Below are 22,405 nucleotides of genomic sequence, written 5' to 3'. Positions count from 1 at the left end.
GATCCGCCCCGCCCTCCTGCCAGCCCGTTCAGTGGCGGTCCACCAGACGGGTGGGCGTCCTCATCGTCACGAACTCCTCTGCCGTGCTGGGGTGCAGGGCCACAGTCTGGTCCAGCTGCTTCTTTGTCAGCTTCGCCGTCACGGCAATGGCCAGCATCTGGATGATCTCAGGAGCATCCGGCCCGACCATGTGGGCACCCAGCACCACATCACTGTGACGGTCCACCACCAGCTTCATCAGTATCTTCCCGGCCCGTTTGGGCAGCGTCTGCCGCATGGGGGTGAAGCGGGACGTATAGATGGCAAGATCATGCGTTTTGGCTGCCTCTTCCTCGCTCATCCCCACGACACCCACGGGGGATGAGAAGAAGACGGCCTTCGGCAGGGTCTCGAAGGACCATGTCCGCCCCTGCGGATTGAAGAGCTGCTCGGCCAGCATGTGACCTTCCGCAATGGCAGTAGGGGTCAGGTTGTACTGATCCCTGACATCCCCGATGGCATAGATGGAGGGCACATTGGTCCTGCCATCCACCCCCGCCACGACATGTCCTTTCTCCACCGCCACACCTGCGGCATCCAGCCCCAGGGAATCCACGGCAGCCCGGCGCCCCGTAGCCATGATGACCGCATCGACCTCGTAAGAGGCCCCGTCATCCATCACCAGACGAACGGCCCTGCCGCCACCAATATCCTCCAGACGGACCGGCGAGGTGCCCGGATGCTGGGTGATGCCATGCAGGTCGATCAGCTCCCTGAGATGCGTACGGACTTCCTCATCAAATCCACGCAGTGGCAGGGGCTGGCGGTAGAACAGGTCCACCTGCGAGCCCATGCCCGCCAGAATCCCGGCGAATTCCACCCCGATATAACCGCCGCCAATGATGGCAACCCTCTGGGGCCGCTCGGGCAGATGGAACAGCTCATCAGAGGTGATGGCCAGCTCAGCACCCGGAATATCCAGCCGCACGGGGGTGGAGCCGGGTGCCAGCACGATCTTCCTGGCCCGGATGCGCTGGACCGGAGCCTCCGGTGCCAGAACGGACGGGCCGATCTCCAGCGTATTGGCATCCAGCAATCGGGCATCACCCGTGTAGAGGTCGATCCCGGCCTTCTCCAGCATGGAGACATAAATGCCATTCAGCCGCTCGATTTCCCGGTCCTTGGCGGCGAGGAAGCCGTACCAGTCAAAGGAGGACGGGCGCTGCACATCCCAGCCGAACGCCGGGGCATCCTCGATCATCCGGCCCGTTTCGGCTGCATAGACCATCAGCTTCTTGGGAACACAGCCCAGATTGACACAGGTACCACCCCAGTGTCTGCGCTCGGCAATACCCACACGGGCACCATTCTGGGCTGCAATGCGGGCGCAGCGCACCCCGCCCGACCCCGCACCGATCACAAAGAGATCATAATCCTGCATAACGTTCCTCCCACCTCTCCCCCTTCAGCCAGGGGAAACAGGCCCTGATTATCGCCACACCTGCATGACCCGTTTCCACCAGATAGCAGAACGGGCAGGCCCGAGGGGCTTCAACGATGCGTGAGGGGCCCCGCCACACATCGCCTACTCATACCCGCTCGAACCTGCCCGCTTACGGGTCCGCTGATTTTACAGCCTCGCCTTTACCGCTCGGCAAAAGCCTTTTCGACCACATAGGAGCCCTGACGGCTCATGTTGCCTTCCTCAAAGCCACGCTCTTCCAGCAGCTTCTGGGTATCGGCCAGCATCTCCGGGGACCCGCAGATCATCACGCGGTCATGCTCGGGGTCCAGCTCGTCAATGTTCAGGTCACGGAAGATGCGCCCGTTATTGATCAGGGCCGTGATGCGCTCCTGCACGGGGAACTCCTCACGGGTGACAGCCGGATAATATTTCAGCTTGGCGGCCACATCCTCACCGAGGAACTCATGTTTGGGCAGGATGTTCGTGATGTAATCACGATAGGCCAGCTCGCCACGCTCACGCACCGTATGGGTGAGAATCACGTTCTCATAACGGTCATAGGCGTCCGGGTCCTTGATGAGGCTCAGGAACGGCGCAAGACCTGTCCCGGTGGAGAGGAAATACAGATTGCGGCCCGGCTTCAGGTTGTCCAGCAGCAGGGTCCCCACCGGCTTGCGGCCGATCAGCACCGTGTCACCCACCTTGACGTGACGCAGGCGGGAGGTCAGCGGGCCATTCTCCACGGCAATGGAGAGGAACTCCATCTGGTCCTCATAGTTGGCGGAAGCAAGAGAATAGGCACGCAGCAGCGGCTTGCCCTCCACCTCGATGCCAATCATCGCAAACTGGCCGTTGGAGAAACGCAGGCCGGGGTCACGAGTCGTGGTGAAGCTGAAAAGGCGGTTCGTCCAGTGATGGACCTGCTGGACCTTGGCCGGATAGAGATGACCATATTCCTTGGTCGGTTCGGCAAGGCGGTACTGGCCCTCGTGCCCCTCAAAGGGGACAAGGCCGGTCAACGGCTCATCAATCACGGGTGTGGGGGCGGATTCAGCGGGGTAAGGCGTGCTCATGATCCGTCGTCATCTCCAGAAATGCAAAAATCACATCATGTTCAGTCAACAGGGCACGGCACCACCCGGAGACCGGGGGCACCGACCGGCATGTTCGACAACATGCCTTTCTTTTACCCGATTGTCACCAGAAACGGGACGCCATGCCCCCTTTTCTCTTGACTTCCCGGCCCTGCCCTCCTGAAAACACCTGCATGACAGACAGTTCCCAGCCCCACGATCCCTCCTCCTTCACCCCCGCCTCCCCGGCAGAACGTGCCCTCGAACAGGCTGAATCTGCCTTTGGGGCGCACCTGGCCATCACCCCACGGGAACGGGCCTCCCTCCTGCGGCAGGTCGCCCGCCGGCTGGGAGCCGACAAGACGGAGATCAACGAGGCCGAGCTGCTCCATGCGCTCTGCCAGGTCCGCCGCCGCAGCTGGGCCAGTGGCATGATAAACCGTGCCCATCGCAACGGAGATGTCTGGGTCCGCAAGGCCGATGTCCTTCTGGCGGCCGAACGCATCAGCGATCCGCTGATTGACGAGAACGGCCAGAACGCCGTGCTGGAAAGCGTGCTGGAAGAACGCTGGCGGGACATGGCAGACACCCCCCTGCGGGTGCTGGACGACATGCGGGCGGACTTTGCCGATGTCGGCACCTTCCTCTCCGGCACGCAGATTGAACGGCTCTCCCACAGCATCGCCCGGGCCTTTGGTGGCGTGGACCTTGGCTTCGAGGATGAGATGATCCTTGAAGAGGAACGCCGGGCACGGGAGCAGGAAGATATCCGGGCCAGGGCCGAAGCCCGCCGGGCACGGGAACTCCAGAAGATCAGGGACTGGGAAGCCACCCTTGTCGGCTTCGAAAAGGTTCCCGCCCTGCTGCACTGCTCCCGCCGGGAAGCCCTGCGCTGGATCGCCGAGAACCGCATCCCCGTCGCCAAGCGGGACATGCAGCCGGACGGGCTGGAGATTTTCCATTTCGACCCGGCAGAGCTGAAAAAATGCCGCCTCCTGCTCAACAGCTGGCGACGTGGCACGGGCCAGAAGGAGAGTGACGGCTATGATGACAGCCCGCAGGCCCGCAAGGGCAATGCGGCCATCGCCCGTGTCGCCGCACTGGACCGCTTCGCCGCCCATTTCCGCACTGCCCGTGCGCTGAAACGCCGCATCACGCTGGTGACCGGCCCGACCAATTCCGGCAAGTCCCACACGGCACTGGAGGCCCTCGCCCAGGCAGAGAGCGGTCTGGCCCTCGCCCCCCTCCGGCTGCTGGCCCATGAATTCCGGGAAGCCATGCTCAGCCGGGGTGTTCCGGCCTCACTGACAACCGGAGAAGAACGCATCATCGACCCCACGGCCCGCCATCTGGCCGCCACGGTGGAGATGTGCCCCTTCAGCAACCCTGTTGACGTGGCCATCATCGATGAGGCCCAGATGCTCAGCGACCCGGACCGGGGAGCGGCGTGGACGGCCGCCATCATGGGCGTTCCGGCACGGCACGTCTTCATCCTCGGAGCGGCGGACTGCATCCCGCTCGTCAAGCGCATTGCCGAACTCTGCAATGACCCGGTGGATGAGATCCATCTGGAGCGCAAAAGCCCGCTCCGCCCCGCCGGAACACTGGCCCTGACGGACCTGCGGGCCGGTGATGCCCTCATCGCCTTTTCACGCCGGGACGTGCTGGACCTCCGGGCCGAACTGATGGCCCATAACCGCCGGGTCGCCGTCATCTATGGTGCCCTAAGCCCGGAAGTCCGCCGGGCCGAGGCCGCCCGCTTCAACCGGGGTGAAGCGGACATCCTCATCGCGACGGATGCCATCGGCATGGGCCTCAACCTCTCCATCCGCCGGGTGGTGTTCAGCACGCTGCGCAAATATGACGGACGGCAGACACGCAACCTTGTCTCGCAGGAAGTCAAACAGATCGGTGGACGGGCAGGCCGTTTCGGCAAGCATGAGGAAGGACTGGTCTGCGTGCTGGAAGGGGCAGGCCGCCCCAGCTTCATCCGCCAGATGCTGGACGCTCCGCCGGAACCCACGCTGGAACTCCGCCCCCTCGTCCAGCCCGATGCGGACATCGTGCAGGCCGTTGCGCAGGAAATGGGATCAGACAGCCTTTACGGCGTGCTGACCCGCATCAAGCGGGCTGTCCTCCGCCCGGATGACCCAAATTACCGTCTTGCCGACATGGAGCAGGCTCTGGAAATTGCCGCCGCACTGGAAGGCGTGGACGGGCTGGACCTCTCCACCCGCTGGACCTACGCCATGTGCCCGATCAACACACGGGACAACGGCATTCCCCGCCTTGTGGAATGGGCCGCCCTCCATGCCCGTGGGCAGCGCATCTTCCCCCCCGGCACGGGCCGTCTCCCCGCCGCCGCCACGGCCGGGCGGGAAGAGCTGGAACGGGCCGAGAAACGCCATCGTCGCCTTGTCACATGGCGGTGGCTGGCCATGCGCTTCCCGGAGAACTATCCGGAACTCATCGTTGCCGAACGCAATGCCGCCATTCTCGATGAATGGATCGAACAGGTTCTCCGCACCCAGAGCCGGATGCGTGAATCCTCCCGCCGCCATCAGGGTCGCCGGACTGGCCCTCCCGGGCGCCAGGAAAACCATGGTCGGCCCAAAGGGCCACGAGGCAAGGCTGGAGGCTTCGAGAAGAAAAAACCACACAAACGGCGCAGGAAGGAATAATCCACCACAAAAAACGGGCGGGCCTTTCACAAGGCACGCCCGTTCCTGTTTCAGGTCAGCCAGTCAGCCTCAGCGGCTGGGAATGGTGACCATGGCCCCCTTGGCAGACGCTGTCTCTGCAATGGCATGAATGAACTGGAGCATCGAAAAAGCCAGCTTGCTGGCCAGATCATCCTTGGCAATCCAGTACCATGATCCCTCATACTCGACGGAGGTGTAAGCCTGCTCGTTGCTGGGTTTCTCCGGACTGCAATGAATGATGATGGCCGGCTGCGGTTCGTTCGGACCACGGACCACGGACGGAGCCGTCACGCCCTTGTCCACCATCTTCTGCGGCACTTCCATCGTGCTCGCAACGTCTTCCCAGATCGACAGCATGGAACGTGTCACCATCGCCACCTGGCCCGGATGATCCGCCGTACGGCCATAGATGACCTCGGCCTGTTCACAGCCCGGCGGAAGCTGGAGAGCCTGCCGCACCTGCCCCTGAAGCTCGGTAATCTCCGGCGCACTGCTGTGGGGCAGCAGGATGAAGGTCCGTTCTGGCTGAGCGGGTTGCGTCTTGGTTGCCGGTGTCGGCGCAATGCTCCGGATACTCAGCGCATTGCCTGCCTGGAGTTTCCGCAGTGCCCGCAGCAGATAGGTGAAACGGATGGAGGCTTCCTTGCCTTCCGTCCCGGCAATCGTGCTGGTCGTGTTGCTGGCTGGACCGATGGACTGCATCGTCATCTGCAACAGCGTATCGACCGGCAGACCGCTGGAAATCAGCGGCAGAAGCGTCTGCGGTGAGATGGGCCGCAGGATGTTGACCGAGAACTGCATCCCGGAAACCGGCTGATACGTCACCGTCGGGCTGTCACTATAGGAATAGCCCAGCGAGCCGCCCAGTGTTCCCCCGGCACCCTGAATCCAGGGCGTACCGCTGATGTTCGCACTGGTATTCGTCTCTGCCGTATAGGCCGAGATGATCTGTGTCGGTTCGATCAATGTAGGTGACAGGGAATAGCGGAGCTGCACGATGTTGAAGAGCATCTCCTGATTCTGCTGCCGACTCATCTCCTTCTCATAATCCAGCCGGTCGCGCCGCATGTTGTGTGGCCCGATAGATGATGAGCAGGCAGACAGGGCCAATGTACCCACAGCAAAGGCACATCCCAGAGAACGAAGCAGTGTCATGAGTTATCCTGAAAAACAAAATATGCCAGAGCGTCCATGCCGCCTGCACATGATCAAGTCCACGACATCTATCACACGCCCCCCGCCACTGACCAGCAAGCAGGCTCATGACTCAATGGAAATATTTTTCAGGCCTCAAGCACCATCAGGCAATCATCCATATCCCAGCCGATACGGATGATCCCTCCTGCTTTTTCAGGCCCGGATGACGTCCAGACCACCCATGTAGTGGCGCAGAACCTCCGGCACCCTGATGCTGCCATCTTCCTGCTGGTGGACTTCCATCAGGGCGATCATGACCCGGCCCACAGCAAGGCCGGAGCCGTTGAGGGTATGGACGAAAACCGTCGTCTTCTCCCGGCGCATCCGGGCATTCATGCGGCGGGCCTGAAAGTCCCTCGTGTTGGAGCAGGACGACACCTCACGCCATGCCTGCTGCCCCGGCAGCCAAGCTTCCAGATCGTACGTCTTTGCCGCACCAAAGCCCGTATCCCCGGCACAGAGCAGCACCCGGCGGAAGGGCAGGCCCAGCCTTTCCAACACCGTTTCCGCAGCACGGGTCATGCGCTCATGCTCCGCCTCGCTCTCCTCTGGTGCCACAACGGACACAAGCTCACATTTGGTAAACTGATGCTGACGGAGCATCCCCCGCACGTCCCGCCCTGCCGACCCGGCCTCGGACCGGAAACAGGTGGAAAGGGTCGTCATGCGGCGTGGCAGGCTCTCGGCGGGCAGGATGTCCCCCATGACGGAGGCCGTCAGCGGCACTTCACCGGTCGGGATCAGCCAGCGGCCATCATCGGTATGGAAGGAATCCTCGGCAAATTTCGGCAGCTTGTCCGTGCCATACATGGCTGCATCATTGACGAGCAGAGGGACAGTCACTTCCTCATAACCGAATTCACCCGTATGGGTATCCAGCATGAACTGCCCCAGTGCCCGCTCCAGCCGGGCCAGGGCGCCCCGCAGCATCACGAAGCGGGACCCGGCAATTTTTCCCGCGGAAGGGAAGTCCATCATGCCCAGAGCCTCGCCCAGCTCGAAATGCTGCTTCGCCTCGAAAGCGAAGGACGGCACCTCCCCCCACTGATGCACGACCACATTGTCGTTTTCATCCCGGCCATCAGGCACGTTTGCATCCAGCTGATTCGGCAGCTGCTGGAGCACATCATCGATACGCTTCTGTATCTCATTGGCACGGGCTTCCAGAGTGGCGATCTGGTCCCGAAGGGCAGCACCACGAGCCTCAATCCCAGCCGTATCCTCACCTTTGCGCTTGGCCTGTCCGATTTCCTTGGCCAGCCCTTTTCTCTGCCCCTGTGCCTCCTGCAACTCGGCCAGGGCGGCACGGCGCCGCTCATCCTCCTTCACGAGGGATTCAGCCACGGCGGGCAGGCCACGACGGGCAAGGGCGGCATCAAAAGCGGCGGGGTCTGCACGTAGGGCTTTGAGGTCATGCATGGGTCGGGATACTCCGCTGGGTCTCTACAACTGTCAGGGTCTGTCTATACCAGTTTCCCCTGCCGGGGAAATGTCGCCTTCAGGCGGCGTCCCCACGCTCGGGCAGGGCCTCATCATCGTCATCGGCCGTAACCGGCTTCGGCTCGACCATGCGGGCGGCAAGGATGGACACCTCGTACAGCCCGACCAGCGGTATGGCCAGCCCAAGCATGGTGATGGCATCCGGCGGGGCGATGACCGCCGCAATGGCGAAGGCGCCGACATAGGCATAACGGCGGATGCGCCGCAGCAGGGCCGTACCCACCAGTCCGGCCCGGACCAGAAGGGTCAGCACCACAGGCAGCTCGAAACAGATGCCAAAGGCCATGATCATCTTCGTGACCAGATTCAGATATTCCGACACGCGGGCCTGAAGTTCAATCCCCATCTGATTCTCACCACCAAGCTGCTGGAAGGACAGGAAGAACTTCCACGCAAACGGGAAGACCAGATAATAGGCCAGCGCCGCCCCGGCCAGAAACAGCAGCGGCGTGGCGATCAGGAACGGGGCGAACGCCTTCTTCTCATTGCGGTACAGACCCGGCGCAATGAATATCCATGCCTGGATGGCCATCATGGGAAAAGACAGGAAGAACGCCCCGAACACGGCCACACGCACATAGGTGAAGAAAGCCTCGTACAGGGCGGTATAGATGAGATGCGGCTGCTCGCCCTTCTGCCGCATGATGCTGGCCAGAGGCGCCGCCAGAAACCGGTATATCTCGCCGGAAAAATGATAGCAGACGAGAAAGGCCACCACAAAGGTTGCCAGAGACCAGATGAGCCGCCGCCGCAGTTCCATCAGATGATCAAGCAGGGGCATGGGCGTATCACCGGCCACGCTGCGCTCCTGCGCCTGCCCTGGCACCGTTCCGCCCCCCGGCGCCCCAGCAGGCTGCTCCACCTGCTGGGCGGGTGTCCGTGCCGTATCACCGGATGTCTCAGGCTGAACCATGCTGCGGCTCTCCTTTCATGCTCTCAGAGGGCTGGGCTGCTGTCAGGATGGCCGCACGACGACCATTATGCAGGGCAATCTCCGGCGGAAGAAATGCCGGACGGTGCCAATAACGGGATTCCTCGATCAACCGCAGGGCTGTTGTCGGAGGAAGGATGGCCGGGGCACGCTCCAGCGCTTCTGCCTGTGCCTGCATACGGGCGTTATGAGGCTGGGCGGGGGGAACATGGGACCGGGAGCCCCCCAACTCCTCACTGCCCGGTGCGGGCGGTGGTGGAGGAGGTGGTGGTGGCGGTGGAGGCGCCATGGGCATCCCTTCCTGCCGCCCAACATCCAGCTGCCTGTCCAGCGAGCGGTCCGGGTCAATGGCCCTGCGCAGCTGCTCCCGTGGGCTGAACTGCCTGATCTCCCGCAGCTGGTCCCTCGCCTCGCTGAGATCCGCCTCCTTGACCATCTCATCAATATGCTGCTGGAACTCTGCCCCCAACCGACGGATGCCCTTTATGGCTCTGGACAGGGTCCGCATGGCTACCGGAAGGTCCTTGGGGCCGATGCAGACGAGGGCCACGATCACCAGAAGGGCAATTTCTGTCCAGCTCAGGTCGAACATCGGTGGCCATCTCCCCTCATGAAGGCTGTATGGTGTCTTCTAGCCCAGTTCCCGCCCCATCGGAAGAAGGCTCGAAAAGCAATTCCTCCCTACGGGGCAGGTCTGCAAGGCTTGCAAGGCCAAACAGTTTCAGGAACTGGGGCGTCGTTCCCCACAGTACGGGACGGCCCGGTACCTCCTTGCGACCCTTGGGCGTGATCAGCCCTTCCTCCAGCAATGTATCAAGAATGCTCTGCCCCAGCCGGACCCCGCGGATCGTCTCGATCTCCACCCGGGTGCAGGGCTGGTGATAGGCCACGATGGCCAGAGCCTCCAGTGTCCCCTGGCTCAGCCGTCTCGGCCGCTCGATCACCCGTGCCAGAGCCGGGCCGAACATGGCTCTCGTCCGAAACTGCCAGCCACCGGAAATGGCCTGAAGCTCCACCGCATGGCCCCTGTACCGCTGGGCTACCCCATCCAGCACGGCACCCGGACTGTCGGCCTGTGCCTCCAGCCCCTGCTCCCGCAGAAGCCCCACAATGCTGCTGGCCGTCACCGGCCCTGCACTGGCAAAAAGCAGAGCCTCCACGAGGCTTACAGCTCTGGCAAACTCATCCTGCCCGGCCATGTCCGGCGGGAGCTCCTGAAAGGCTGGCCCTCTCTCATTCATGCCCGGTCTCCTCTCTTTCCCGCCATTCAATAGTGCCGAAGGCCCTGTCCTGCCGCAGCTCCAGCCTGCCGCCACGAGCCATTTCCAGCCCGGCCATCAGGGCACCGGCCAAAGCAGCCCGCTTCTCCAGCGCTCCACCTTCCATCAGCTCTGGCAGAACATCTGTCAGGGACTGCCAGCCTGCCACCCGCCTGCGCCCCAGCAGGCGGGCCAGAGCCTCCCGCGCCTGCTGGGCACTCCAGTACCGTGCCACACGGGGGGAATAGGTCCGCTTGCGCCCTCCCCGCCGCCGTGCCGCCAGATAGGCCAGAACAAGGGACGGCACATCCCCCTTCAGCGGTGCCATTTCAATCCGTGTGTGATTTTCCGCCTCGGCCCGGGCGAAAACATCCCGTCCCAGCCGTGGCTGTTCCTCCAGCCAGGCGGCCGCCCGGTGCATCTGCTCCAGGTCGATCAACCGCTCATGCAGCTGGCCCGCAGCATCCTCCGCTTCATCATCCTGCTCGGCCGAGGGCAGAAGAAGGCGGGACTTCAGCCACGCCAGCCAGGCTGCCATGACGAGCCAGTCCGCCGCAATTTCCAGCCGCAGGGCCGCCGCCCCCTGCCGGGCCCGCTCCACAACCTCCAGATACTGCTCACTGAGCTGGAGAATGGAAATCTGCTGGAGGTCCACCTTCTGGGAACGTGCAAGGTCAAGCAGAAGGTCCAGCGGTCCCTCGAATCCCTCCAGCACGAGATGCAATGCGTCACTCACTGGCTGATGCTGCCACGATCAGTTCGTCGCCACGGCGCAGGCCTGTGCCTGTGCATGCAGCCGGACACAGAGCTGGCGTGCCGCCGCCCTGTCTTCGAACCCGCCTATGCGCAGCCGAATGAAGGTTTTCCCGTCCCGTTCCACCTTCCGGTAGACCGGATCATACCCTCCCAGAAGGTCGGGCAGCCTGTGGCGCAGGCGGCTCCATTCCTGCCGGGCCTGATCCTCACTGGCCAGAGCAGCAAGCTGGACCTCATACCGCCCTGCCGCACCTGTTTCAGCAGCCTTTCTGCGGGGTCCCTCAGAAGACACCATCGGGGTGGCAGGCTTTGCCCGGGCGGGTACAGGCGGCGGCAACGCCTCATCAGACACATCATCCCCAGCAGCCTTGCGGGCCGGCGGTGTCTCCCGCTTTGGCACCTCCACCCTGCTGCTGGCCTCATCCGGGCTGTTGTCCGCCTCATCGGCCTCATCCCCAGCATCGGATGATGGCTCGCGCTTCTTCGGTGCGGACACTGTGGCTGAGGACGCCCCCTTATCCGCCACATCTCCCTTTGCCGTCTGATCCGCCGTATCATCTGGCGGCAGGGACGTGCTCTGGATGTCCCCGCCCTGGGTCACGCCACCTTTTCCAGCATCTGCGTCCCCTCCGGGGGCAGCCACCTGTTTCCCGGGCGACACTGCATCCCCTGCCGGTCCGCTATTGGCAGACGCTACCTTCTGGGCCGCTTCTCCCGCCCCAGGCCCGGAGGCGGACGGTGCCAGACGACCGGCCAGCATGCTGGCATCCGGCTGTTCAGGCGGGGGAGCCAGATGCACGGCTCCACGACCGGTCACATCGCTCTTCGTGGTGTCATCGCCCATGACCATCATGCCACCCGGATCAGCCGGACGATCCTTCACAGGGTAAGGTGGCGGACCGATGACCGGAACACCAGACGGATGATGGCTGGCCATCCAGCTCCAGACCCCACCAATCCCCAGCAGCAGCGCAGCCCCGATCACGCCAAGCAGCATCAATCCCCGTGTGCCGGACTGCCCCCCCATGAGCGACGCCAGCAGGCCTGACCGTACCTCGGCCCGTTCTCCCCGAGATTCATCAGGGCGACTGCGGGGCGGCCTGCGGCTTCCTCCCCCCAGGCGGTCATCAGCCTGAGGGGGCGCTATGTCGTTATGGTGATCGTCCGGCATGGACATGGTTCAGCGCAGCTCCTCTACGGCTTCGACACCAAGGATGCCAAGGCCGATCCGCAATGTTGAGGCAATGGCGGCCACGAGGGCCAGCCGGGCCTTGCTGACCTCCGGTGCATCATCCTGGATGAAACGCAGGCTGGTTTCCTCACGTCCCCGGTTCCAGAGCGCATGGAAGTCCGATGCCAGATCGATGCAGTATGTGGCGATGCGGTGCGGCTCCCGGGCAAGAGCGGCAGCCTCGACCTGCCGTGGCAGGCTGGCAATGCGGCGCAGGACGGCCAGCTCCTCATCCGCTGTCAGGATGGACAGGTTCTGCCCGGCGAGCGCCTCGTCCGTCACGGCGGCGGCACCATAGGTTTCTTCTCCCAACCGCAGGACGGACCGGCAGCGTGCATGGGCATAGTTGACGTAGAAGACCGGGTTGTCCCGGGTCTGCGCCACGACGGCGTTCAGGTCGAACTCCATCTGCGCATCGGCCTTGCGGGTCAGCATGGTGAAGCGCACGGCATCCCGGCCCACCTCATCAATCAGATCCCGCAGCGTGACAAAGGTCCCGGCCCGCTTGGACATGCGCACCGGCTCACCGTCCTTCACCACACGGACGATCTGGCACATGACGACCTCAAAATCCGTCTTCCCTTCCGTCAGGGCGGCGACGGCAGCCCTCATGCGGGAGACATACCCGCCATGGTCAGCTCCCAGAACATCGATCAGCAGATCGGAGCGGGACGCCTTGCGGGCGTGATAGCCGACATCATTGGCGAAGTAGGTGTTGGACCCGTCAGACTTCCGCAGGGCACGGTCCTGATCGTCACCGAATTCGGTGGAACGGAACAGCGTCTGCGGGCGGGCTTCCCAGTCTTCCAGCTTCTTGCCCTTGGGGGGCTCCAGCACGCCTTCGTAAAGCAGGCCACGCGTCTCAAGGCTGGCAATGGCGGCATCAACCTCGCCGCTCTTCAGCACTTCGGCCTCGCTGCTGAAAATCTCGTGATGGATACCCAGAGCGGCAAGGTCATCCCGGATCATGCCCATCATGTGCTCAAGGGCTTCCGCACGGACGGTCTCGAACCATGTGTCTACCGGGGCCACGCCACCATCGGCGGATGCGAGGGAGCGGCCATGCTTTTCGGCTAGCGCCTGCCCGACGGCAATGAGATACTCACCCTGATATTGCAGTCCGCTGGGTGCCAGCTCTCCGAATTCCTCGGCAGGAATATCCGTACCGATGGCCTGAAGGTAGCGCCAGTAGGCGGCCCATGTCAGGGCGATGACCTGTGCCCCGGCATCATTGACATAATACTCCCGTGTGACCCTGAAACCTGCCGCCTCCAGCAGGTTGGCCAGCGCATCCCCCACAACAGCACCACGGCAATGACCGACATGCATCGGGCCTGTCGGGTTGGCGGACACATATTCCACATTGGCACGGCGCCCCGCCCCGAGGGAGGACCGCCCATAGGCGGCCCCACGCTTCAGCACGGCCCGGGCGACATCGTGGAACAGCTCCGGCTTCAGCGTCATGTTCACGAAACCCGGACCGGCCATCTCCACATGGGCGATCTCCGGCAGGGCGGCCAGCTCGGCCACCAGCTCCCTGGCGATTTCGAACGGCTTGCGCCTTGCGGGCTTGGCGGCCAGCAAGGCGGCATTGGTGGCCATGTCCCCATGGGCGGCATCACGGGGAGGCGTGACCTCCACCCGGGCTGCGACATCGTCCGGCAGGTCTGGCAGAACGGCCTTGAGAGCTGTTACGACCTTCTCCCGCATGATGGCGAAAAGACAATCCGGGGATGATGCTGTCGGGGCAATGCCGGCCATATTCTGCAACTTTCTCTATCCAACCTGTCAAAATCCCCTGAAAGGGGGTCATGATCCACTACATGACAGGCCACCAGAACTGCCTGCCATCCTTGTTCCGTGCCACTATAAAAGCCACCGCCTCTTTTTGGAACAGCCCAGCAGGCACTCGCTGCCAGAACAGGCGATTCTTGCAACCTCTTACCCCAGAACGGACAGGTCCATCAGGCGGCGATGTTCCTCCATGGCGAAACGGTCTGTCATCCCGGCAATATAATCAGCCACGACACGACGTGCAGCAGCCTCGTTGCCTGCACGTCGCCGCTCCAGGGCCAGCTCCTGCCAAGGCGTGGGCAGAAGTTCCGGCTCATCCCCCAGAATGGCACATATGTCGGCCAGAGCGATGCGGGCCTTGCGGGTCATCCGCCGGACACGCCAGTGGCGATACATCCGGGCGTGAAGGAATGTGCGGATTTCCTTGTTCCGGTCTGCCATTTCCGGAGAAAATTCGACGATGGCACGACCCGCATGGCGTACGTCATCGGCACTCTGCGGCTTCAGCTCATCCAGAGCTTTCCGGCTCTGTTCAATCAGGTCGCTGACGAGCCGATTGATGACACGCCGGACCGTTTCATGACGGATACGCTGGTCACGGTCGAACGCTCCATGCCCTGACCAGTTCAGAGACCGGGCCTCCTCGAGGCAGGTTTTCAGCAGGGGAACCGCCTCGATGTCCTCAAAACTCAGAAGACCGGCACGGAGACCATCATCAAGGTCATGCCCGTGATAGGCCACGTCGTCACAGATGGCGGCGATCTGCGCTTCCACGGAGGCATGGCTGGAGAGTTCCAGCGGGTAGCGCCCATCAAAACTGGCCAGCCACGGTGCAGGACGGCGGACAGGCCCGTGATGTTTCGCCAGCCCCTCCAGCGTTTCCCATGTCAGGTTGAGGCCGTCGAAACCATGATAGCGGGCCTCGATCTCGGTGACCTGCCGGAGGGACTGGATATTGTGGTCGAACCCGCCCCAGTCCTTCATGGCGGCCTGCAACGCATCCTCACCGGCATGACCGAAAGGCGTGTGGCCAAGATCATGCGCCAGGGCGATCACCTCCGCAAGGTCCTCGTTGACACCGAGTGTCCGGGCAATGGAACGGGAAATCTGGGCAACTTCCAGCGAATGGGTCAGGCGGGTACGGAAGAAATCCCCCTCGTGATTGAGGAAGACCTGCGTCTTGTACTGCAGCTGGCGGAAACCGGATGAATGAAGCACCCTGTCCCTGTCCCGCTGCCACGGCGTGCGGGTGCGGCTTTCCTCCTCGGCAAACTGACGCCCACGGGCACCCTGCCGCTGCACTGCGTATCTGGCCATTTCCATCTGCCATCCCCATATCCGAGCGGGCCGCACGAAGCATACAGCCTTTCCGGTTTCGATTCTTGGCGGCCGGCCTTATAGTGTCAACATCTCTCCGCCATGTATGCTGCAATGGCGTGAAATTTTGTGATGATTATGGAGATTGTCCGTGGCCGATTTTAGCATTTCAGGGGCGGCAGCTGCCCGCATTGCAGAGATCATCAGCCAGCAGTCCGAACCGGACGGCATGGCCCTGCGTGTGTCCGTTCTCGCCGGAGGATGCAATGGCTTCCAGTACCAGTTCAAACTGGTGCGGGAGAAAAAGGCTGGTGACCATCTGATCGAAAAGGACGGGGCCCGCGTGTTCATCGACCCCGTCAGCTTCGACCTTCTGGAAGGGGCCGAGCTGGACTTCATCGACAAGCTGATGGGTGCCCATTTCACCGTCAACAACCCCAATGCCGCCTCATCCTGCGGGTGTGGCAGCAGCTTCTCCCTCGCCTGACTTTTCACTCTGGAGGCCCGCCACCCCATGTCCCTGACCTTTGCCAGCTGGAACATCAACTCCATCCGCACCCGTGCCCATCTGGTAAAGGACTGGCTGGACCGTAACCCGGACTGCACCCTGCTGTGCCTTCAGGAGATCAAGTGCGAGGCGCACCAGTTTCCGAAACTCTTTGAGGAAGCCGGATTTCACGCCGCCGTGGCGGGGCAGAAGGCCTATAATGGGGTGGCTCTCATCAGCCGTGTCCCTCTGACCGTCACGACCGATCATCTGCCCGGCTTCGAGAGTGACGAGGCCCGCTACATCGAGACGGAGCTTGAAGGGGTCACCATCGGCAATCTCTACCTGCCCAATGGCAATTCAGGCGGGGACGCCGGTTTCGCCAAAAAGCTGAACTTTCTTGAGGCCCTGCACCAGCGGTCCCTGACCCTGCAGAAAGAGGAACGATCCTTTACCTTCATCGGGGATTACAATGTCTGCCCGACAGATGAGGATTACGCCCCCAAGGCCCTGTCCCCGGACGATGCCCTGCTCCGCCCGGAAAGCCGTGCGGGCTTCCGCCGCCTTCTCTGGTCCGGCCTGACGGACGCCTTGCGCTGCCTGCACCCTGCGGGGCGGCATTACACGTTCTGGGACTATCAGGCGGGAGCCTACCAGCGCAATTCCGGCCTGCGGATCGACCATGCCCTGCTCTCCCCCCGCCTTGCCGACCACCTGACCGGCTTCACCATCGACAAGGACGAACGGGGACGGGAAAAGCCATCCGACCATGTGCCGGTAGTGGTCAGCCTTTCCTAGAGCTCGGCTTTCACCAGCTTCCGAAACAAGGCTTCGGCCTGCTCATGCACGTCCATGCCCGGCCTTGGCAGGGTCATGGCCTCGGCATGGGCGAATTCGGCTTCGATCAGCTCATTCACGGCAGGGATGGAGGGGCCGCTCTGCTGCTCCCGGCTTCTGGACTTGAGGTGCAGCAGCTCCCGGATGGGCCTGAGCACGGCAGCCGGAAGGTCGCAGCCCTGACAGAGGGCCTGAAAGTTCATCGGAGGCTGGCCATGCTCATGCAGGCGCATCCAGCGTAAGGCCATGGCTGGACGAAGCGCATAGAAGAGCCGCTTGTAATGCGTGCTGCCATCCTCCCGGATCGCCCGTCTCCAGCTGTTGCGGCCCAGATTCAGGTAGTGAAGCTGGCAGCTCAGTCCAGCTTCGACCTGTCTGGCAAAAGCAGCCAGCTCATCCGCTTCCTCCCGCCACAGATAACGCACCGGGCTGACCAGCCACTCCATCAGGGTTGGGTTGGGTTTCGTCAGCAGGTTCAGGGCCTTGCGCAGGTCCCAGCCATTCACGTCCAGATCATCGGAAATGGGCAGCTCGATCACGTCCCGGCCCGGCTTCAGGGACAGGTACCAGTCCAGCCTGTGACGGTAGATGAAGCGGACATCGTAGTCACTGTCCGGTGAGGGAAAGCCCCAGGCCCGGCTACCACTTTCCACAGCGAACAGGATGTCAACATCATGGTCCCGCTCGATCTGACGCAGGATGGTCATGACCTCCTCCCGTATGTCCGGTGCAATTTCCGGCACATAATCCGGCATGATCTCATCAAAATTCATGACAGGTCTCCTTCCCTTTCTTTCCCAGAATGGGACAGAGCGGCGCAGGAAGAAACACCTGACACGAAAAAGGCCGGAGCGGATCGCGCCGCCCCGGCCTTGCCCGGATCAGATCAACAGATCAGAGAACCAGAATCAGCCCTGCTTTTCCTGAGCTTTGCTGCCACCAGCAGAGGGCTTCGGCTTGGGCAGGTCCAGCTTGAGGGAAAGTTCCTTCAGGCGGGCAGGCTCGACCGGAGCCGGAGCTTCCATCATCAGGTCCTCACCGCTCTGGTTCAGCGGGAAGAGAATGACCTCACGGATGTTCGGCTCATCAGCCAGCAGCATGACGATACGGTCCACACCCGGCGCAGCGCCACCATGCGGCGGGGCACCATAACGGAACGCATTGAGCATCCCGCCAAAGCGGGCCTCCACCACATCCGGGCCATAACCGGCGATCTCGAAGGCCCGCAGCATCACGTCCGGCAGGTGGTTACGCACGGCACCGGAGGACAGCTCCACACCGTTACAGACGATGTCGTACTGATAGGCCTTGATGGTCAGCGGGTCCTGCGTGTTCAGGGCTTCCAGACCGCCCTGCGGCATGGAGAACGGATTGTGGGAGAAGTCGATCTCGCCCGTTTCCTCGTTGCGCTCATACATCGGGAAGTCCACGACCCAGCAGAAGCGGAAGGCATTCTTCTCGATGAGATCCAGATCGGTCGCCACCTTCGTCCGCACCACGCCGGAGAACTTGACGACCTCATCCCCCTTGCCCGCTGCAAAGAAGACCGCATCACCGGCCTTCAGGCCGCAGATTTCACGGATTTTCTCGACACGGTCAGCTTCCAGGTTCTTGGCGATCGGCCCCTTGCCACCTTCCTCATCAAAGATGATGTAACCGAGGCCCCCGGCCCCCTGATCCCGTGCCCAGTTATTGAGCTTGTCGAAGAACGCCCGGGGGCGGCTGCCCGCACCCGGTGCGGGGATGGCACGCACACGGCCACCAGAGGCTGCAATGCGGGCGAACAGACCGAAACCGGAGTCAGCGAACTGTTCCGTCACGTCCCTGATGATGAGCGGGTTGCGGAGGTCCGGCTTGTCGGACCCGTAATCCCGCATCGCATCGGCATACGGGATGCGGGGGAAGGCCCCGTCCGTGATCTTCCAGCCTTCCGGTGTGAATTCGTTGAACACGCCAGCCAGAACCGGCTCCAGCACGCTGAAGATGTCTTCCTGCGTGACGAAGGACATCTCGAAATCGAGCTGATAGAACTCGCCAGGGCTGCGATCCGCACGGGAGGCCTCATCACGGAAGCAGGGGGCGATCTGGAAATAACGGTCGAACCCGGCCACCATCGCCAGCTGCTTGAACTGCTGCGGAGCCTGCGGCAGGGCGTAGAACTTGCCGGGATGCAGACGGGCCGGAACGAGGAAGTCCCGTGCGCCTTCCGGGGAGGAGGCCGTCAGGATGGGAGTCTGGAATTCCGTGAAGCCCTGCTCGACCATGCGGCGGCGCAGGCTGGTGATGACCTGGCTGCGCAGCATGATGTTGCGGTGCATCTTCTCCCGGCGCAGGTCGATGTAACGGTATTTCAGGCGCAGGTCCTCGGGATAGTTCTCCTGCCCGGCCACCTGGAAGGGCAGAACCTCCGCCCGGGACTGCACGTCAATCCCGCTGGCCCGGACCTCCACATCACCCGTTGGCAGGGAAGGGTTGCGCTGCCCCTCCTCACGCACCACGACCTCACCCGTCACGGTGATGACGCTCTCCACCCGCAGACGCTCGGCCTGTTCCAGCAGCGCCCCTTCGGACGGAACGACGATCTGCGTCACGCCATAATTGTCCCGCAGGTCGATGAAGAGCAGCCCGCCATGGTCACGCTTGCTGTGAATCCAGCCCGACAGCCGTACGGTCCTGCCTGCATCATCAGCACGCAGGGCGTTGCAGAAATGGGTACGGTACTGATGCATGAATTCAAACCTCGTCAATCTGTCTGTGACCCGGCTCCGCACAGGCTGTGCCCAATGCTCCGGCTCGCTACATGGAATGGCGGCCACGCCCTGAACGCAGCTCTCCCCGTAAGGGATTTCCTACCCCAATCGTGGTGGAAAAGCCAATCCTAATCAGCGCCACCACCCCGGAACCAGGGCCAGATGATGGCCTCAGAAAAGATCGTAACCCCGGTACTTCCTGAGCACATGCCGCCGGACAACATTGATGAGACGGCACTTCATGGCGTAAAGGGGCGTCTCGAAGCGGATTTCCGGCCTTATGACCGGCTTCTGCCCGAAACTGGCCAGCATCTTGGCCGTTCTGACAGACCCGAAACCATCGAAATCAAAAATCAGGTTGCGCCTCTTGGCTTCCTCGATCGCCTTCCAGATCAGCAGCATGTTCATGCCCGGCACTCTGGAGCGGCGGACACGGACGGCCTGCCAGTAGTACAGCACCCTGTCATCCCAGACGAGCAGGGCTGCCGAGACGGGCACGCCCCCATCATGAGCATAGAGCGCCATGGCCTGGTCCCGATTACGGGCCTCCGTAAACAGGTCTTCCAGCAGGGCATAGTCATGATGGTTCTGTGGCAGTTCCTGCCTGACCAGGTCGATGAACGGAGCCACATCCCCAGACTGCTGGACAGTGAGTTTTTTATCCGCCGTGCGGATGAGGTTGCGGGTCTTCTGGTCACAATCCTGCCAGGCCATGTCCAGAGTTTTTTCAGGCATGATGCGGAAGGTGAAATCCTGGTACACCCTGAACCCAGCCAGCCTGAACGCAAAGGAGGACGCATTGTCGGGGTCCAGATAGAAATGGACACCATGATATTTGGGCAGGCTGGCAACGGTCCTGTCCACGACATGCCTGATATTTTGCTCCTGGCGAAATGTTTTTGATGGTGGCAGAGCAAAATCCGGCCCCAGCGTGCGGGTATATTTGGGCATCCTGATGACAGGAGAGCCAAGCCTCTTTTTCATTACGAAAGGAAAACGGGAAACAACCCTGCCCCCCATTTCCACATCAATGAAGGACACTGCCTGCCGACTGGCCGTAGCAAGCCACCATTCCTGATGAAAAATGGAAGTATGCGGACGAGACGGTGCAGTATCTGGCATAATATCTCAATACATGTTGTAACAAAAGAATGGATGGCGCCTCATAGCACTTGCCTAATCATATAAAAATTAATTATTTTTTTAATTTGCAAATCAATATCACATGACACACTCATAATTTATCATTAATATTTCTTTTTGGTAAAAACAGAACTTACAATTATTGCAGAACAGATACGAAGACTCTCACTTATACCCACGGCATGAGCATGGGCTGACAGTCATGCCATCCCATGTCCCCCTCTCCCGACAAAACAGCTGCGGAAACAGAAAACGGCTGCCCTGCAGAAGGCAGCCGTTAACCATGTGGAACAAACAGGATGCAAGCCCTATCACACGATGCTTGTCCGCACCTCTTTTGCAACGAACCCATCAAAATCGACCGCAGCACGAGCCATGGCGGAAGACCGGCCAGCCGAAACCAGCGCCACCACCTTCTGCCCCCTCATGTAAGCCGCCATGAAGTCGAACCCGCTCAAGTCCCCTTCTATCAGGACCCGGTCGAACGGCTCTCCCCACCCCATATATTCCAGCTTTTTGCCGAACTGCTGGGTCCAGTACCAGGGGATGGGCATGGGCTGCCGGGACAGACCAAGAATAGTCCGGGCAGCGGCCCGCCCCTCTATCTGCGCCTGACGCCAGTGTTCAATGCGACAAAGCGTTCCTTCATGTTGGAAGGCGGCCACATCCCCCGCCGCATAAATGCCGGGCAGAACCCGCATGTCCTCATCCACAACAATGCCAGACACCCCACCATCAGCGTCCGTCCCAACATCATCAGGCAGGAAACTGCGGCATGGCTCATTGCCGACAGCCACCAGAACATGGGTGCAGGGCAGCTTCATGCCATCATCAAGCTCGATGCCCTCCACATGGTCCTTTCCGTATATGTTCACCACTTCACTATCCGTGATGAAAGCTACGCCATTGTCAGCGTGCAGGCGCAGCAGGATGCGCCCGACCTCCCGCCCCCACTGGGCCTCCATGGGAATGACCTGCTCCGGGGCAATCACCGTCACACCAGCCCCTTTCTGCCGCAGGGCAGAAGCCAGCTCCAACGTGGTCAGCCCGCCACCTATCAGCACGACAGCCTGCTCCCCCGTGATCTCCTCTGCAATCTGGCGGGCATCTTGCACGCCATGCATGGTCATCACCCCGGTCAGCTCGATGCCGGGAAGATCCGGCTTCGCAGGCCGCCCCCCTGTCGTGATCAGCACATGGTCCGCACTGTAATCCCGCCCGTCAGCCAGTTCGACACGCTTTGCCGTGCAGTCCAGACTGGTGATTGTCCCCTGCACACGGGTGATCTCATGATGGGCAAAAAAAGCATCATTCAGCAGCAGCGGAGGCTGAACCTTGTCCGGCCCCCCAAGAAAAATGCCCTTGCTGAGCGATGGACGGTCATAAGGAGGCAGGCTCTCATCTCCGATGAGGATGATACTACCGGCAAAACCCTCCTCACGCAGGGTATAGATGGCACTGGCTGCCGCCGCACCGCCACCCAGCACCAGCACGGAACTGTCCTCCATGCAGGGCTCAGGAACTCTGGCAGGCAAAGGACTGACCCCGACCAGCACCCGCCCCTCCACGAGGCGGACAGGATAGACGGGCAGGCCAGAAAAGGCGACCGGCTCCTTCACCCGGCCATCCCGTACGCCAAACACCGCCTTATGCCACGGGCAGACAATCACATCACCGTGAGCCTTGCTGTAACAGTGCAGACGCCCCCGCAGCGGCGCCCCCTTGTGCGGGCAACGCCCCCCCAGCGCATGAACCTCCCCCCCGACACGCACGAGAGCAATGGACTGCTCCTTGATGATGACAGAAAAAACCTCTCCTTCCCTGACATCCTCAACAGCAGCCACATCATACAGGGTCCGGTCCGGCTGCTGGTCCGGTGTCTCAGCGCTGGCATCAGGCCCGAGAACGGGCTGGGGGGCTTTTTCCATAACTCTCTGTCCTGTCCCTTTCTGTCAGCCCCCGGCGGTCACATAGCCTGTTCCGA

At 61.9% G+C, this 22,405-nt stretch carries 18 protein-coding genes; 3 read left to right on the top strand and 15 right to left on the bottom strand.

The genetic code is table 11. The features are described from left to right. Positions 1-28 precede the first annotated feature (28 nt). Together gorA and GM608_RS02620 are read right to left on the bottom strand one after the other, a co-directional pair. On the bottom strand, positions 29-1,420 hold the full coding sequence (gene gorA / locus GM608_RS02625) for a glutathione-disulfide reductase (protein WP_086431123.1): 1,392 nt from the start codon (positions 1,418-1,420) through the stop codon (positions 29-31). Between the two features lie 203 nt (positions 1,421-1,623). Beyond that, positions 1,624-2,517 (bottom strand): ferredoxin--NADP reductase, encoded by an 894-nt coding sequence (locus tag GM608_RS02620; RefSeq protein WP_081562988.1) that lies wholly within the window; start codon positions 2,515-2,517, stop codon positions 1,624-1,626. Between the two features lie 194 nt (positions 2,518-2,711). Between GM608_RS02620 and GM608_RS02615 the strand changes: the two genes are divergently transcribed. Beyond that, positions 2,712-5,198, top strand: a complete 2,487-nt coding sequence (locus GM608_RS02615) for a helicase-related protein (RefSeq protein WP_333644961.1) — start codon at positions 2,712-2,714, stop codon at positions 5,196-5,198. Between the two features lie 69 nt (positions 5,199-5,267). Here the strand turns inward: GM608_RS02615 and GM608_RS02610 are convergent, their stop codons facing one another. The 9 genes from GM608_RS02610 to GM608_RS02570 form a co-directional block, all read right to left on the bottom strand. Then, positions 5,268-6,374 carry a hypothetical protein gene (locus GM608_RS02610; RefSeq protein WP_052349118.1) on the bottom strand — a complete coding sequence of 369 codons (1,107 nt, stop codon included), beginning with the start codon at positions 6,372-6,374 and terminating at the stop codon, positions 5,268-5,270. A gap of 195 nt (positions 6,375-6,569) precedes the next feature. After that, entirely contained in the window at positions 6,570-7,835 is a 1,266-nt protein-coding gene (serS, locus tag GM608_RS02605) for a serine--tRNA ligase (protein WP_333644960.1), read from the bottom strand. Between the two features lie 79 nt (positions 7,836-7,914). Continuing rightward, positions 7,915-8,697: a twin-arginine translocase subunit TatC gene (tatC, locus tag GM608_RS02600; RefSeq protein ID WP_043561487.1), complete on the bottom strand. Its 783-nt coding sequence runs from the start codon at positions 8,695-8,697 to the stop codon at positions 7,915-7,917. A gap of 118 nt (positions 8,698-8,815) precedes the next feature. Continuing rightward, complete coding sequence (tatB, locus tag GM608_RS02595) at positions 8,816-9,439, bottom strand: Sec-independent protein translocase protein TatB (RefSeq protein WP_052349119.1); 624 nt, start codon at positions 9,437-9,439, stop codon at positions 8,816-8,818. A 16-nt stretch (positions 9,440-9,455) separates the two neighbouring features. Next, complete coding sequence (gene scpB, locus GM608_RS02590) at positions 9,456-10,088, bottom strand: SMC-Scp complex subunit ScpB (RefSeq protein ID WP_081562985.1); 633 nt, start codon at positions 10,086-10,088, stop codon at positions 9,456-9,458. Beyond that, positions 10,081-10,842, bottom strand: coding sequence for a ScpA family protein (locus GM608_RS02585; RefSeq protein ID WP_081562984.1), 762 nt, complete (start codon positions 10,840-10,842; stop codon positions 10,081-10,083). The genes scpB and GM608_RS02585 overlap by 8 nt, the downstream gene beginning before the upstream one ends. An 18-nt stretch (positions 10,843-10,860) precedes the next feature. Continuing rightward, positions 10,861-12,039 carry an SPOR domain-containing protein gene (locus tag GM608_RS02580; RefSeq protein WP_333644959.1) on the bottom strand — a complete coding sequence of 393 codons (1,179 nt, stop codon included), beginning with the start codon at positions 12,037-12,039 and terminating at the stop codon, positions 10,861-10,863. Positions 12,040-12,042: 3 nt separating this feature from the next. Then, the gene (argS, locus tag GM608_RS02575) at positions 12,043-13,854 is read right to left on the bottom strand and encodes an arginine--tRNA ligase (RefSeq protein WP_408863023.1); all 1,812 of its coding nucleotides are present in this window, start codon (positions 13,852-13,854) and stop codon (positions 12,043-12,045) included. A gap of 180 nt (positions 13,855-14,034) precedes the next feature. Beyond that, entirely contained in the window at positions 14,035-15,210 is a 1,176-nt protein-coding gene (locus GM608_RS02570; protein WP_043560757.1) for a deoxyguanosinetriphosphate triphosphohydrolase, read from the bottom strand. Between the two features lie 145 nt (positions 15,211-15,355). Between GM608_RS02570 and GM608_RS02565 the strand changes: the two genes are divergently transcribed. Next, complete coding sequence (locus GM608_RS02565) at positions 15,356-15,691, top strand: iron-sulfur cluster assembly accessory protein (RefSeq protein ID WP_043561500.1); 336 nt, start codon at positions 15,356-15,358, stop codon at positions 15,689-15,691. A gap of 27 nt (positions 15,692-15,718) precedes the next feature. Continuing rightward, a complete protein-coding gene (xth, locus tag GM608_RS02560; RefSeq protein WP_333644958.1) occupies positions 15,719-16,489 on the top strand; it encodes an exodeoxyribonuclease III in 771 nt (256 codons plus the stop codon). Here xth and GM608_RS02555 read toward each other — a convergent pair. From GM608_RS02555 to GM608_RS02540, 4 genes are all read right to left on the bottom strand, one after another. Further along, positions 16,486-17,301, bottom strand: a complete 816-nt coding sequence (locus tag GM608_RS02555; protein ID WP_333644957.1) for a nucleotidyltransferase domain-containing protein — start codon at positions 17,299-17,301, stop codon at positions 16,486-16,488. The genes xth and GM608_RS02555 overlap by 4 nt on opposite strands. Before the next feature lie 135 nt (positions 17,302-17,436). Continuing rightward, the gene (gene aspS, locus GM608_RS02550) at positions 17,437-19,257 is read right to left on the bottom strand and encodes an aspartate--tRNA ligase (protein ID WP_043560765.1); all 1,821 of its coding nucleotides are present in this window, start codon (positions 19,255-19,257) and stop codon (positions 17,437-17,439) included. A 192-nt stretch (positions 19,258-19,449) separates the two neighbouring features. Next, positions 19,450-20,400, bottom strand: a complete 951-nt coding sequence (locus tag GM608_RS02545) for a GNAT family N-acetyltransferase (RefSeq protein WP_081562980.1) — start codon at positions 20,398-20,400, stop codon at positions 19,450-19,452. 332 nt (positions 20,401-20,732) lie between these two features. After that, on the bottom strand, positions 20,733-22,349 hold the full coding sequence (locus GM608_RS02540) for an FAD-dependent oxidoreductase (RefSeq protein WP_081562979.1): 1,617 nt from the start codon (positions 22,347-22,349) through the stop codon (positions 20,733-20,735). Between the last annotated feature and the right edge of the window lie 56 nt (positions 22,350-22,405).

This window comes from Bombella sp. ESL0380 (assembly GCF_009725805.1).
Classification (GTDB): Bacteria; Pseudomonadota; Alphaproteobacteria; order Acetobacterales; family Acetobacteraceae; genus Bombella; species Bombella apis.
Note: the sequence above shows the minus strand (reverse complement) of the source record. Positions and strands in the feature narration are given on the sequence as shown.

Coding starts and splice junctions, on each gene's coding strand:
- GM608_RS02615 (WP_333644961.1), top strand. CDS start 2,712: ATGACAGACAGTTCCCAGCCCCACGATCCCTCCTCCTTCACCCCCGCC.
- scpB (WP_081562985.1), bottom strand. CDS start 10,088: ATGAATGAGAGAGGGCCAGCCTTTCAGGAGCTCCCGCCGGACATGGCC.
- GM608_RS02570 (WP_043560757.1), bottom strand. CDS start 15,210: ATGGAAATGGCCAGATACGCAGTGCAGCGGCAGGGTGCCCGTGGGCGT.
- GM608_RS02580 (WP_333644959.1), bottom strand. CDS start 12,039: ATGTCCATGCCGGACGATCACCATAACGACATAGCGCCCCCTCAGGCT.
- tatB (WP_052349119.1), bottom strand. CDS start 9,439: ATGTTCGACCTGAGCTGGACAGAAATTGCCCTTCTGGTGATCGTGGCC.
- GM608_RS02545 (WP_081562980.1), bottom strand. CDS start 20,400: ATGCCAGATACTGCACCGTCTCGTCCGCATACTTCCATTTTTCATCAG.
- GM608_RS02555 (WP_333644957.1), bottom strand. CDS start 17,301: ATGAATTTTGATGAGATCATGCCGGATTATGTGCCGGAAATTGCACCG.
- aspS (WP_043560765.1), bottom strand. CDS start 19,257: ATGCATCAGTACCGTACCCATTTCTGCAACGCCCTGCGTGCTGATGAT.
- GM608_RS02620 (WP_081562988.1), bottom strand. CDS start 2,517: ATGAGCACGCCTTACCCCGCTGAATCCGCCCCCACACCCGTGATTGAT.
- tatC (WP_043561487.1), bottom strand. CDS start 8,697: ATGCCCCTGCTTGATCATCTGATGGAACTGCGGCGGCGGCTCATCTGG.
- argS (WP_408863023.1), bottom strand. CDS start 13,854: ATGGCCGGCATTGCCCCGACAGCATCATCCCCGGATTGTCTTTTCGCC.
- serS (WP_333644960.1), bottom strand. CDS start 7,835: ATGCATGACCTCAAAGCCCTACGTGCAGACCCCGCCGCTTTTGATGCC.
- GM608_RS02540 (WP_081562979.1), bottom strand. CDS start 22,349: ATGGAAAAAGCCCCCCAGCCCGTTCTCGGGCCTGATGCCAGCGCTGAG.
- gorA (WP_086431123.1), bottom strand. CDS start 1,420: ATGCAGGATTATGATCTCTTTGTGATCGGTGCGGGGTCGGGCGGGGTG.
- GM608_RS02610 (WP_052349118.1), bottom strand. CDS start 6,374: ATGACACTGCTTCGTTCTCTGGGATGTGCCTTTGCTGTGGGTACATTG.
- xth (WP_333644958.1), top strand. CDS start 15,719: ATGTCCCTGACCTTTGCCAGCTGGAACATCAACTCCATCCGCACCCGT.